Annotated in this window: 11 protein-coding genes and 1 pseudogene; 8 read left to right on the top strand and 4 right to left on the bottom strand. The window is 72.7% G+C overall.

The genetic code is table 11. From position 1 onward, the window contains the following. Positions 1-203 precede the first annotated feature (203 nt). The 4 genes from ACIPK3_RS07655 (at position 204) to ACIPK3_RS07640 (ending at position 5,145) form a co-directional block, all read left to right on the top strand. Positions 204-2,618, top strand: coding sequence for a SpoIIE family protein phosphatase (locus ACIPK3_RS07655; protein WP_402567184.1), 2,415 nt, complete (start codon positions 204-206; stop codon positions 2,616-2,618). Positions 2,619-2,669: 51 nt separating this feature from the next. After that, the gene (locus tag ACIPK3_RS07650; protein WP_402567183.1) at positions 2,670-3,248 is read left to right on the top strand and encodes a DUF4232 domain-containing protein; all 579 of its coding nucleotides are present in this window, start codon (positions 2,670-2,672) and stop codon (positions 3,246-3,248) included. 117 nt (positions 3,249-3,365) lie between these two features. Next, on the top strand, positions 3,366-4,616 hold the full coding sequence (locus ACIPK3_RS07645; protein ID WP_402567827.1) for an SLC13 family permease: 1,251 nt from the start codon (positions 3,366-3,368) through the stop codon (positions 4,614-4,616). Between the two features lie 34 nt (positions 4,617-4,650). Further along, the gene (locus tag ACIPK3_RS07640; protein ID WP_402567182.1) at positions 4,651-5,145 is read left to right on the top strand and encodes a universal stress protein; all 495 of its coding nucleotides are present in this window, start codon (positions 4,651-4,653) and stop codon (positions 5,143-5,145) included. A 2-nt stretch (positions 5,146-5,147) separates the two neighbouring features. Here the strand turns inward: ACIPK3_RS07640 and ACIPK3_RS07635 are convergent, their stop codons facing one another. Together ACIPK3_RS07635 and ACIPK3_RS07630 are read right to left on the bottom strand one after the other, a co-directional pair. After that, a complete protein-coding gene (locus ACIPK3_RS07635; protein WP_402567181.1) occupies positions 5,148-7,133 on the bottom strand; it encodes a ricin-type beta-trefoil lectin domain protein in 1,986 nt (661 codons plus the stop codon). A 192-nt stretch (positions 7,134-7,325) separates the two neighbouring features. Further along, positions 7,326-8,294 (bottom strand): aldo/keto reductase, encoded by a 969-nt coding sequence (locus ACIPK3_RS07630; protein WP_402567179.1) that lies wholly within the window; start codon positions 8,292-8,294, stop codon positions 7,326-7,328. Between the two features lie 234 nt (positions 8,295-8,528). On the opposite strand from ACIPK3_RS07630, the gene ACIPK3_RS07625 reads away from it, so the two are divergent. Further along, positions 8,529-9,398, top strand: coding sequence for an endo alpha-1,4 polygalactosaminidase (locus ACIPK3_RS07625; RefSeq protein WP_402567178.1), 870 nt, complete (start codon positions 8,529-8,531; stop codon positions 9,396-9,398). 12 nt (positions 9,399-9,410) lie between these two features. After that, positions 9,411-9,729 (top strand): annotated as a pseudogene (locus tag ACIPK3_RS07620) (flavoprotein); the annotation flags it as partial. Positions 9,730-9,750: 21 nt separating this feature from the next. On the opposite strand, the gene ACIPK3_RS07615 reads toward ACIPK3_RS07620, so the two are convergent. Both ACIPK3_RS07615 and ACIPK3_RS07610 read right to left on the bottom strand, forming a co-directional pair. Continuing rightward, entirely contained in the window at positions 9,751-9,954 is a 204-nt protein-coding gene (locus tag ACIPK3_RS07615; RefSeq protein WP_402567177.1) for a ferredoxin, read from the bottom strand. A gap of 12 nt (positions 9,955-9,966) precedes the next feature. Next, on the bottom strand, positions 9,967-11,214 hold the full coding sequence (locus ACIPK3_RS07610; protein WP_402567825.1) for a cytochrome P450: 1,248 nt from the start codon (positions 11,212-11,214) through the stop codon (positions 9,967-9,969). Between the two features lie 253 nt (positions 11,215-11,467). On the opposite strand from ACIPK3_RS07610, the gene ACIPK3_RS07605 reads away from it, so the two are divergent. Together ACIPK3_RS07605 and ACIPK3_RS07600 are read left to right on the top strand one after the other, a co-directional pair. After that, positions 11,468-12,091 carry a LysE family transporter gene (locus tag ACIPK3_RS07605; RefSeq protein WP_402567176.1) on the top strand — a complete coding sequence of 208 codons (624 nt, stop codon included), beginning with the start codon at positions 11,468-11,470 and terminating at the stop codon, positions 12,089-12,091. Positions 12,092-12,201: 110 nt separating this feature from the next. Then, a complete protein-coding gene (locus ACIPK3_RS07600) occupies positions 12,202-12,651 on the top strand; it encodes a nitroreductase family deazaflavin-dependent oxidoreductase (RefSeq protein WP_402567174.1) in 450 nt (149 codons plus the stop codon). Positions 12,652-12,728: the final 77 nt, after the last annotated feature.

Here is a 12,728-nt window from a genome sequence, read left to right as displayed (position 1 = left end):
GCCACACGGTATCGCTCGGGTACTCAGGCGTAAATACCAGCAGGTCAAGGCGTATATCAGGTGGTACCTGCCGAATCCGAGCGGCGCACCGGACGCCACGGCGTCCGCCGGTGCGGTCCATGGCCGCCGACGCACCGGCCGGGGCACTAGGCTGGAACACAAGTGACGCACCTGTTCACTGTGAGTGTGCGCTGGGAGTGGCGATGAGCCCGGACTTTCCGTTCGACGACGCGGCCACGGCTCGGGCCGTCATCGACGCCGACGGCACGGTGGTCGGGTGGAACGAGGGGGCCCGTCGGCTGCTCGGCCATCCGGCCGCCGAGATCGTGGGTCGCCCCGCGGCGGGGCTGCTCGCCGGTCGCGGTGCTCCGCCCGACCCCGTCCCCGCGGGCTCCCGCTGGGACGGAACGGTCGAGCTGCGCCACCGCGACGGCAGTACGGTCCCGGTGTGGCTGCTCGCCCACCACCGCCCGCCGCACGGCGGCCGCCCCGCCGACTGGCTCGTGGTCACCCCGCTGGGCGGCCGCTCCCTCGCCCCGGACGACTCGCTGACCGGCGCGGTACTGACCCAGTCGCCCTGCGCGGTCGCCGTGTACGACGAGGAGTTGCGGCTGCGCTCGATGAACGACGCGATGGCCGCGGTGGTCGGCCTGCCCGGTGAGCGCCTCCAGGGGCTGCGGCTGTCCGAGATCAGCGGCCGCCCGCAGAGCGAGGACCTCGAACACGGCCTGCTCAAGGTGCTCACCACCGGCCGCCCGTTGGACGTCCGGACCTTCATGCGGGCCGACGGCGAGGAACGGGAGCACGCCTGGCTCGCCCGGATGGCCCCGGTCACCGACGCCGACGGCCGGGTGCGCGGGGTGTGCCTCGCCGCGCACGACGTCACCGACAACCATCTGGCCCGGGAGCGGCTCCAGTTGGTCAACGAGGCGAGCATCCGCGTCGGCACCGCGCTCGACGTCACCCGGACCGCGCGCGAACTCGCCGAGGTGTGCGTGCCCGCGCTCGCCGACTTCGTCCGTGTCGATCTGCTGGATCCGCGGGAGGACGGCGGCGAGCCGCCCGCGCGGGTCACCGCGCCGGTCCGGCTGCGCCGCGCCGCGCACCGCTCGGTGCTCCCGGACGCCCCCGAGGCGGTGGTCGAGCCCGGTCAGGTCGCGGTCTACCCCGCGTCGTCCCCGCAGGCCGCCTCACTGGTGGCCGGCCGCACGATCGTCGCCGAGGTCCCCTCCGACCTGGCCGAGTGGCTGGCGAGCGACACCGTGCGCGGCGAGCGGGTGCGCGAGTTCGGCATCCACTCGGTGATGTCGGTGCCGATCCGGGCGCGCGGGCTGACGCTGGGGGTGGCGGTCCTCGCCCGGCACCGGCGCCCGGACCCGTTCACCCCCGACGACGTGCTGCTGGCCGAGGAGATCACGGCCCGTGCCGCCGTGTGTGTCGACAACGCCCGCCGCTACTCCCGCGAGCGCGAGACCGCCCTCGCCCTCCAGCGCAGCCTGCTGCCCAGGTCGCTGCCCCGCACGGCCGCCGTCGAGGCCGCGTCCCGTTATCTTCCGGCGGCGCGCGCCGGGGTGGGCGGGGACTGGTTCGACGTGATCCCGCTGTCCGGGATGCGAGTCGCCATGGTCGTCGGGGACGTCGTCGGCCACGGTGTGCAGGCCTCGGCCACGATGGGTCGGCTGCGCACCGCCGTACGCACCCTCGCGGACATCGACCTGGCTCCCGACGAACTGCTCACCCACCTCGACGACCTGGTGGTCCGGCTGTCCGAGGAGTGCGACGCGGGCAGCAGTCCGGGCGAGGTCGGCGCCACCTGCCTGTACGCCGTGTACGACCCGGTCTCCCGCCGCTGCACCATGGCCCTCGCCGGGCACCTCCCGCCCGTCCTGGTCCCGCCGGGCGGACCGCCCCGCAGGCTCGACGTGCCCGCCGGTCCCCCGCTCGGCCTCGGCGGGCCGCCGTTCGAGTCCGTCGAGATCGAACTCGGTGAGGGCAGTGTGCTCTCGCTCTACACCGACGGCCTGGTCAAGTCACCCGACCGGGACACCGACACCGGGCACCGGCTGCTGCACGAGGCGCTGGCGGCCCACTCGGCGTCCCTGGACGAGACCTGCGACCGGATCCTGCGGACGCTGCTCCCGCCGGGCGGGGCCCCGGACGACGTGGCCCTGCTGCTCGCCCGCACCAAGGGGCTGCCCGCCTCCCGGGTGACGACCTGGGACATCCCGGGCGACCCCGCGCACGTCGCGTCGCTGCGCAAGCGGGTCGGGGAGCAGCTGGACACCTGGGGCCTCGACCTGGCCCGCTTCACGACGGAACTGGTGGTGAGCGAGCTGGTCACCAACGCCCTGCGGTACGGCTCCCATCCCATGCGGCTGCGGCTGATCCACGACGTGACCACGCTGATCTGCGAGGTCTCCGACACCAGCCACACGGCCCCGCACCTGCGCCGCGCCAAGACCTGGGACGAGGGCGGGCGCGGACTGCTCCTGGTCGCGCAGCTCACCCAGCGCTGGGGCACCCGGCACACGCCCGAGGGAAAGACGATCTGGTCGGAGATCTCTCTGCACGAGGAGGACGACTCGGAGGAAAGGCCGCACAATGGCCTACGGCCGTGAACTTTTCCGTTAGATCCGGAATCGGACCCTCATGACCGGGAGTGTTGAGACATGGAGTACACGTCCTCGTTGTCCTCGCGCCGGATGTCCCTGTGCGCGAGCGTCCTCGCCGCACTGGGCCTCGTCACCGCCTGCGGCGGCACCGCAGACTCCGCCACCGGCGACAGCGGCGCCAACGGTTCGCCCGTACGGTCCACCGCGGCCGCCACGAGCGGCCGCTGTCACACCTCGGAGCTGGCCGCTTCGGTGGGCCGCAACAACCCGGGCGCGGGTCAGGAGAACTTCCCGATCGTGCTGACCAACAGGTCCAGCCGTGTCTGCACCCTGCACGGCTATCCCGGCACCGCGTTCGTGAACGCCTCCGGCACCCAGATCGGCGCGAACCCCAAACGCTCCTCCGGGCAGGCCGCGACGGTCACCCTGAAGCCCGGACAGAGCGCCTGGGCGGGGCTGACCTTCTCCAACCCGCACGTCAGCGGAGCGAAGTCGGCCAACCCCGTCGACCTGCTCGTCACCCCGCCGAACGAACGCGACCCGCTGAAGGTGCGGTGGACGGCGGGCAAGGTACCGGTGTCCGGGAACGCCTCCTCGGTCTTCCTGACGGTCTTCGGGCCGGGAACCGGCGCCTGACCCCGCCGGGCCCGGGCCGTCTGGTCCCGGGCCCACAGGTCCCGGGCTCGGCGTCCGGCCTCAGCCGTCTGGTTTCATGGGCGCGCACCGCATGATCCGCAACCGGAGGTCCGAGCCCTGAACGCCGCGCTCGCCGAGGCCCTGTCCGTCGTCCTGCTCGTCGCCGTGCTCGCCGGGGCCGTCGTACGGCCCTTCGGCTGGCCGGAGGCGGTGACGGCGGTGCCCGCCGCCGGGATCGTGATCGCCACCGGTGCCATCTCCCTGGACCACGCGAGGCAGGAGGCCGAGCGGCTGGGGCCGGTGATCGGGTTCCTCGCGGCGGTGCTGGTGCTGGCCCACTTCTGCGACGTCGAGGGGCTCTTCCGGGCCTGCGGGGCATGGACGGCCCGGTGGGCGGGCGGCCGCCCGGTGCGGCTGCTGACGGCAGTGTTCGCGCTGGCCTCGGCGATCACCGCCGTACTGAGCCTGGACGCGACGATCGTGCTGCTCACCCCGGTGGTGTTCGCGACCGCGGCACGTACGGGTGTACGGCCCAAGCCGCATGTGTACGCCTGCACCCATCTGTCGAACACCGCGTCGCTGCTGCTGCCGGTGTCCAATCTGACCAACCTGCTGGCGTTCGCGGCGAGCGGGCTGAGCTTCACCCGGTTCGCCGCGCTGATGGCGCTGCCGTGGCTGGTCGCGATCGGCGCGGAGTACGTGGTGTTCCGCCGGTTCTTCGCCCGGGACCTGTCGGCCGCCGCGCCCTCGTCCGAGGCGGGCGAGCCGCCCGAGCTGCCGCTGTTCGCGCTGGTGACCGTGGGCTGCACGCTGGCCGGGTTCGTGGTGGCCTCGGCGTTCGGCGTCGATCCGGCCTGGGCGGCGCTGGCGGGGGCGCTGGTGCTCGCCGGACGGGCCCTGGTACGGCGCGAAGCACGCCCGCCGGCCGTCGTACGGGCGGCCGCGCCGGCGTTCCTGGCCTTCGTGCTCGCGCTCGGCATCGTCGTCCGGGCCGTGGTGGACAACGGGCTCGCCGATGCGCTCCGGCACGTCATGCCCGGCGGTGAGGGCCTGCCCGCACTGCTCGGCATCGCCGCGCTCGCCGCCGTACTGGCCAATCTCATCAACAACCTGCCCGCGGTGCTGGTCCTGCTGCCGCTGGCCGCGGCGGCCGGGCCGGGAGCCGTCCTCGCCGTACTGCTCGGCGTGAACATCGGCCCCAACCTGACCTATGCCGGGTCGCTGGCGACCCTGCTGTGGCGGCGGATCGTGCACCAGCACGAACACGGGGTGGATCTCAAGGAGTTCACCTGGCTGGGTCTGCTCACCGTGCCGTCCGCCCTCGTCCCGGCGGTGGTGGCACTGTGGGTGTCGCTCCAGCTTCTGTGATCGGTGAGAGGTCTCTGCAAGGGAGGACGGCCGTATGCGTGTGATCGCCTGGCTCGTCGAGGGCACCTGGCCCGCCTGTGTGGACGCGGTGCGCGCCCACGCACCGGCGGCGGACGACGTGGTGCTGCTGCACGTCAGCGAGCCGGCCGTGGCGGGGCTGGGGCACGGGGCGTTCGCCGGGCTGCTGGGCCGCGGGCATCCCGGGCACGATCCCGGTGACCGGATGGAGGAGTCGGGGGAACGCTCCGCCACCGCGCTGCTCGAAGCGGCCGCCGGGCGGCTCGGGGGCGCGTGCTCCCGGGTGGAGCGGGGCGGGCGGGCCGAGCGGGAGGTGGTGGCCGCGGCCGAGGGCGCCGATCTGCTGGTGCTGGCCCGTGACGGCGACCGGTCGCGGCTCGGCCCGCACAGTCTGGGCCCGGCCGCGCGGTTCGTCGTGGACCACGCGCCCTGCCCGGTGCTGCTGGTCTGGCCGGAACCGGCGCCGGACCTCGCCACGTTGCCGCCTCCGCCACCGCCGCACCACGACTGAGTTCAGTGCTCGGCGTTCCAGCCGGCCTCCGCCATCTGGATGTCGGGCTTGCCGGTGTCCACCGTCCAGCGTTGGGCGGCGGCGTCCGCACGGGTCTTGAGGACGAGTGCGCCCGCGCCGTCGGTGGCGGCGGGGGCGAGGGCCAGGTTCTGGTCCGAGCGGGGCACCAGGGCGCCCTGGACGGTGAAGTCGTAGTGGACGCTCCTGGCCTGCTGTCCGGACCCGCCGGTGCACGGCGCGAGCCGAACCGAGTAGCCGAGGTGGGAGTCGAGGCACAGGTCGGGGACGGCGGCGCTGCGGAGCAGTCCGTCCTTCTGGTACGTCCAGCGCTGGCCCGCCTCCTCGGAGCAGTCGGCGAGTTCGGTCTCCGCGCCCGCCACGGCCTTCTTCCCGACGACGCCGACACAGAGCCCGGAATCCGCGTTGTGCAGCCGGCCGGTCAGCGTGCCCATGGAGCTCGCGCTCGTGCCGATCCAGGAGTGCCCCGACGCCGACGAGCGGGAGCCGGGGGTTGAGCCGCCGTCCCCGTCGAGGGCGGACCTCACGACCAGCGGCACGACCACCAGTCCGCTCACGGCGGCGACGGCCAGCGCGAGATTGCGACGCCTGAGCCGCCGGGCCGCGCGGTGCGCCGATCGAGGCGTGGGGCCGTCTCCCATCGCGGTGGCCCGGCGTATGCCGCCCAGGGCGGCGGATGCGGTGCGGCGCCCCGGCCGCCCGGCGAGGCGTCGGGCGCGAGCGGGTTCCGACCCGGCGGTGAAGTCCGCGCCGGACGCGGCAGCGCCGGTGGCGGGCGAACCGGCGGTGGCGGGCGAACCGGCGGTGGCGTGAGCGGCGCCGGGGGCAGCGGGTCCGGCGCCCCCACCGCGGGCGGACACCCCGGCGGAAGTCGCGCCGCCCCAGGCAGCACCTGCGACGGGAGTTGCGGGATCGCTCCAGAAAGAGCCCGCGACAGGGGTTACGCCACGTGTCGTCGCAGTTGGGGAGTCCGTGGCCGGTTCTCCGACGGTGGGGACGGTGGGGCGGCCGGCGCCCGGTCGCGAGCGGCCGCGCGGAGCTGAAGCCGAGGATCCGAAGGGGCCGCCCGGGGTCGGGCCGGAGTCCGCCGCGGTGAAGTCCTCACCCACGCCCGGGTCGGCGGCGGTGGGTGGCTCGGTGAGACCGGGGCGGGACTCCGCGTACGCCCGTGCGCCCCAGCCGAGGACCGCTTCCGCCAGGGCCACGCCGAGGGAGCCGTGGAACTCGGCGAGCTGGTCGGCGGTCCGGCGGCAGTGTCCGCAGCGGTTGAGGTGCTCCTGAAGGTCCGGGTCGAGTCGCACGCCACCGCGCCGGAAGGTCACGTCGAGCATCCTCATGTAGCGCAGGCACTCGTCCTCGGACGCCAGTTCGCGGTGCGCCTGGAGGCACTCCTCGCGCAGGCGTTCACGGGCCCGGCGCAGTTCGGTGCGGGCGCCCTCCTCGTCCAGGCCGAGCAGTACCGCGGGCGCCGAGAGCGGTTCGCACTCGACCTCGGTGTGCCACAGCATGGCGCGCGCGGACTGGGGCAGCCGCTGGAACGCCCGGGAGAGCAGACGCCGGTCGGCGGACGGGAGCATTCGCGCTGCCGCGCGGTCCCCGGTCCCGGTGCCGGACCGCAGGTCGGGGTGGAGCAGTTCGTGGCGGCCGTCGACGTCCCACTCCCCCGCGATGCGCCGTACCGTGAGCAGCAGATGGGACCGCCAGGCGGAGGTGGGTCCCGCCTGGCGCAGCGACTCGCCGAAGAGCCGGGTGAACGCCGCGGTGGTGAGCATGCCGGCCGCGTGGGTGCCGTCGGTGCACAGCCGGGCGTAGGCGAAGGCCGCTTCCCAGTGCCGGTCGAGCAGTTCGCCCACGGGGTGGAGCGCGGGTGTCGCTCCCGTCCACTTGTTCAGCTCGGCGCTCAGCTGCTCGTCCGTGACGTCGAACTGACCGCGGGGACGCCGGGAATTCGACGGACGTCCGTGATTCACAGCTGTATTCCCCCCACGGCCCAGGGCCTCGAAGTGACACGAAATTGCCCATACCAAACGGTATGCGGCCAGGCCACAACGCACACTTTCGCACAGGCCCACATGTCTGAACAAGACACGGAAACCTACTTTGACATTGTTGGACGGCCGGAGATATTGACGCATTGTCAATATCTCCGGCCGGGGGTCTTTTCAGTGACCGCTGATGGCGTGCGGAACGTAAGGCCGCTCCAGTTCCTCGATCTCCTTCTCGCTCAGTTCGAGATCCACGGCGGCCACCGCGTCCTCGATGTGCCGGGCCTTGGCGGCGCCGACGATCGGCGCGGCGACCATGTCGCGGTGGAGCAGCCAGGCGAGGGCCACCTGGGCACGCGGGACGCCCCGGTCACCGGCGATGCGGGTGACGGCCTCGACGATCGCGCGGTCGCCCGCCGGATAGAGACGGCTGCCGAAGTCGTCGTTCGCGCTGCGTTCGGTCACGGTGCCCCAGTCCCGGCTGAGGCGGCCCCGGGCGAGCGGGCTCCAGGGCAGCACACCGACGCCCTGGTCCGCGCAGAGCGGCAGCATCTCCCGCTCCTCCTCGCGGTAGAGGAGGTTGTAGTGGTTCTGCATGGACACGAACCTGGTCCAGCCGTTCAGCTCGGCGGTGTACTGGGCCTTGGAGAACTCCCACGCGTACATCGAGCTGGCGCCGATGTAGCGGACCTTGCCCGCCTTGACCAGGTCGTGCAGCGCCTCCATCGTCTCCTCGACGGGAGTCGCGTGGTCGTAGCGGTGGATCTGGTAGAGGTCGACGTAGTCGGTACCGAGGCGCCGCAGGCTGTGGTCGATCTCCGTCATGATCGCCTTGCGGGACAGCCCGCGCGCGTTCCGCCCGGGGCGCATCCGACCGTTGACCTTGGTGGCGAGCACGATCTCGTCCCGGTCGGCGAAGTCGCGCAGAGCCCGGCCGACGATCTCCTCACTGGTGCCGTCGGAGTAGACGTTGGCCGTGTCGAAGAAGTTGATGCCGGCGTCCAGCGCCTGCCGGATCAGCGGGCGGGAGGCCTCCTCGTCGAGGGTCCACTCGTGGACGCCCCGGTCGGGCAGACCGTAGGTCATGCAGCCCAGACAGATGCGCGACACGTCCAGGCCCGTCGAACCGAGCTTCACATACTGCATCGTTGCTGCTCCCGTCTTCGGGTCGGTATCAACTCGGAGCGTACGTCGCGATATCGGACCCGACTTGACCACGGCCGCGCGCGGACGCTTGGATCTTGTACACGTGCGCGCCGGACGCGGGCACGCAGAGGTGCGCCCAGCCGGTGGGGACACTGTCCCGTCCAGCCCGGCCCCAGTCGCCAGGACCGCCGTACGGTCCGAGGCGGGGTCGTACCCGCGATTGATGGAGCGGACATGCCCGCCGTCAGGGGCGCCTCCGGCACCGGGGGTTCCGGAGCAGCCCTCAGCGTCGTTCTGCTCGCCGCCGCGCTGGCCGCGGGCCTGTCGGGATGCGGAGCGGGCGACTCCACGGAGCCGGATGCGCCGAAACCGTCGCGGACCAGCGTCGCACCGGTCCGGCTGCCGCCGCGGCACGCCGGTTTCGACTACCAGATCGGCGGCGCCTATCCCCCGGCGAAGGATGTGCGCATCGTCAGCCGCGACCGCACCGCCTCTCCCGCGCCGGGGCTCTACAACATCTGCTACGTCAACGCCTTCCAGGCCCAGCCCGAGGAGCGCGCCTCCTGGCCCGCCGACCTGCTGCTGCGCGACGGCGACGGCGAGCTCGTGATCGACGAGGAGTGGAACGAGCCGCTGCTCGACATCCGCACCCCGGGCCGCCGCGAGCGGGTGGCGCAGCGCGTCGGCAAGTGGTTCGACGACTGCGCGGCCAAGGGCTTCGACGCGGTCGAGCCGGACAACTACGACAGCTACACCCGCTCCCAGCGGCTGCTCACCGCCGATGACGCGACCGCGTTCATGGCCCTGCTGTCCCGGCATGCGCACGCACGGCATCTGGCCATCGGCCAGAAGAACACCCCGGAGCTCGCAGGTGTCCGGAAACGGGCCGGGCTGGACTTCGCGGTGGCCGAGGAGTGCGGCGGGTACGACGAGTGCGGCACCTACGCCCGGGCCTTCGACGACCGGGTGGTGGTCATCGAGTACACGGACGAGGGTCTGCGCAGGGCGGTCGCCGGCTTCGGCGACCGGCTGAGCATCGTGCGCCGGGACGTCATGGTCTCCGTGCCGGGCAGCGCGGGGTATGTGCGCAAGGTACGGCCATGACGTCGCCTCGGCCGGTCCCTGCCGCCGCCGGATGCCGAAGCCGTTGCCCCGGCCACGTTCAACAGCGTCAACAAGTTGGCGGCCGGGATCGCCGACACCCCCGCCCTGGTCACGCTCTGCGAGGCCGTCGGCCTGGGCGTGCCGATCGCCGTCCTGCCCTGCGTGGCGGACGCGCCGGCCGCCCACCCCGCCCATCAGGAGAGCCTCGCGAGACTGCGCGGGATGGGCGTCCGGTTCGGAGAGCGCTACTCCGGAACGTCCGACGGCCGGGCGCGCGCCGCGGTTCCCGTGGCGGGAAGCCCTCGACCTGGTGGAGCGCGGACGGGTCTGACTCGGCCGGCGGCCACCCCGGTCAGCCGACGGCCGCCTCCGTCACCTTGATGGCGCCGACCGGGCAGGAGCGTGCCGCCTCCCGCACCTTGGGGTCGCCGCCGCCGTCCTCGTGGCCGGGGACCAGCATGCTGTAGCCGTCGTCGTCCTGGGTGAAGACGGCCGGGGCGGCGAGGGCGCACTGGCCCGCGCCGATACAGACGTCCTTGTCGATGTCGATGCGCATGGCCCCAGCCTCTTACCAGGTCACGGGGAGCCGCAGCATCCCCTGGATCGTGTCGCCGGGTTTGAAGGGGATCTCCTCGGGTGGCGCGGCGAGACGCAGTCCGGGCAGCCGCCGCAGCAGGGTGCCCAGGGCGATCTCCATCTCGGCGCGGGCGAGGTTCTGGCCGAGGCACTGGTGGATACCGAAGCCGAAGGCGATGTGGTGGCGGGTGGGGCGGTGCCAGTCCAGGGTGTCGGGTTCGGCGTAGACGGAGTCGTCGCGATTGATGACGGAGGTCGCGAAGACCACGCCCTCGCCCTTGCGGATCCTGGTTCCCGCCACCTCGATGTCCTCGAGGGCGATGCGGAGCAGTCCGTCGGCGATCGACAGCATCCGCATCAGCTCGTCGACGGCGGACGGCAGCAGCTCCGGGTCGGCGCGCAGTTCGGCGAGCCGTTCGGGGTTGCGCAGCAGGGTGAAGGTGCCGAGGGAGATCATGTTCGCGGTCGTCTCGTGGCCCGCGACGAGCAGGATGACCGCCAGCGAGACGAGTTCCTCACGGTCCGTCTCGCCCTCGCCGAGCCGGCGGTGGACGAGTTCGCGCAGGATGCCGTCGCCGCCCCCGGGCTCCGCGGCCATGCGGTCGATGAGCCCGCCCAGGTACTCCTCCAGCCGCTTGCGGGCCGCCAGTGTGTCGGCGGCCTCGGGGCCCCGCAGCAGGCGGCGCGACTGCTCCTCGAAGAACTCGTGGTCGGCGTAGGGCACGCCGAGCAGGGAGCAGATCACCATGGAGGGCACCGGCAGCGCGAAGGCGCCGACGAGTTCCGCGGGCGGCCCCTGGGCGAGCATCGCGTCGATCCGGTCGTCGACGATCCGCTGGATGTCGGGACGCAGTTCGGCGGCACGCTTGACCGTGAAGGAGGGGATCATCATCCGCCGCTGGGTGCGGTGCTCGGGGTCGTCGACTCCGAGCAGGGCGGGCCGGATGGCGCGGGCCGCCGCGAAGCGGCGGGTGAGCATGGGGAAGCCGGGGCGGGTGCGGTCGGTGGACAGCCGGGGGTCGGACAGCAGCGCGCGGGCCGTGGCGTGGCCGGTCACCACCCAGGCCGTGCGGCCGTCGTAGAGCGTGATCCGGGCCAGGGCGTCCTGGTCGCGCAGCGGGTCGTAGCCGGACGGCGGGTGGTAGGGGCAGGTGCGGTCCTGGGGGTAGGCGACGCTTGCTGCCGGGTCGGTGGGCTCGGTGGGTTCGGTGCGTTCTGTCGGTTCCGTCAGTTCCGTCATGAAGACCTCGCAGACGAAGGGTGCGTGTGCCTCGGTGCCGAATGCCTTGGGACCGATCTCCATTAGATGCTCCAGGCATCCATATGGCACGTCGCGATCACGCCGTAATTCGGTTGCCGCCGTCGGCCCGCGGACCTCAGGATCTGCCCATGACCACGACCGACGCCCTTCCGCCGCTGCTTTCCGCCGTCGTCCTTCCGGTGCGGCGACAGCAGCAGCCCGGCCGTCCGCGGAGGCCCGATTCCGCGCTCTCGTGACGGCCGCGCTCGTCGCGGGCCTGCTCGCCGGGTACGGCATCGCCGTCCCTGTCGGAGCGGTCGCGACATATCTAGTGTCCCTCACGGCTCGTACGTCGCTCAGGACCGGCGCCTGTGCCGCGCTGGGCGTGGCAAGCGCCGACGGCCTCTACGCCCTGCTCGCCACGGTGGGGGGCACCGCCGTGGCGGCGGCACTCCGGCCCGTGCTCGGACCGCTGCGCTGGGCTTCCGCCCTGGTGCTGGCGGCGCTGGCGGTGTGGGGGGCGGTCGGCGCGCTGCGGCAGTACCGTCGGCGCGTGCTCGCCACCCGTCAGGACCGGCCACCGCCGGGCCCGGCACGCGCGTATCTCGGCCTTCTCGGGATCACCCTTCTGAACCCGGCCACGGTGATCTACTTCGCCGCGCTGGTGCTCGGCAGCCACACCGGGGGCACCGCGCGCCCGCTGGAGGGTGCCGTCTTCGTGCTGGGCGCCTTCGCGGCGTCCGCGAGCTGGCAGCTGATGCTCGCCGGGGGCGGCGCCCTGCTCGGCCGTGCGCTGACCGGGCACCGCGGCCGGCTGGTGACGGCGCTCTTGTCGAGTGGCGTGATCATGGCGCTCGCGATACGGATGGCGGTGTGACCGGCGTGACACGCTTGGACCGCGGCACGGATGAATCGCGCGTGCGCCGGTGTTGAGGAACGCTGACAGCAGGCCGAGCAGGCCGCAGTACCGACGAGGGGACGGACCTCATGCCTCTTCAGGGCGAGTACGAGCCCAGCCCGACCCAGTGGGTTCGGGAGCAGGTCGAGTTGTACGAGAGCTCCGGAGGCACCAAGGGAACGACTCTGCTGGACACGGGGATGCCCGTGATCCTGCTGACGACCCGGGGTGCCAGGAGCGGCAAGATCCGCAAGACCCCGCTGATGCGGGTGGAGCACGACGGCCGGTACGCCGTGATCGCCTCGCAGGGCGGCGCGCCGAAGCACCCGGTGTGGTACTTCAACGTCAAGGCCGACCCCCATGTCGAGCTGCGGGACGGCGCGGTCAAGCAGGACATGACGGCCCGTGAGGTGACCGGCGAGGAGAAGGACCTCTGGTGGGACCGGGCGGTGGCCGCCTATCCGCCGTACGCGGAGTACCAGGAGAAGACCTCCCGGGAGATCCCGGTGTTCGTCCTCGAACCCGGCGTGGGCGGCTGATTCCGGACTCGGGTCACCGTCTTTCCGGCCAGGGGAGCCGCGACTCCCGGGAAAATCCGTTCGGGGCAGGCATGAAC

It is taken from the genome of Streptomyces sp. NPDC086787, assembly GCF_044745865.1.
Classification (GTDB): Bacteria; Actinomycetota; Actinomycetes; order Streptomycetales; family Streptomycetaceae; genus Streptomyces.
This window is presented reverse-complemented; position numbering and strand designations above follow the sequence as displayed.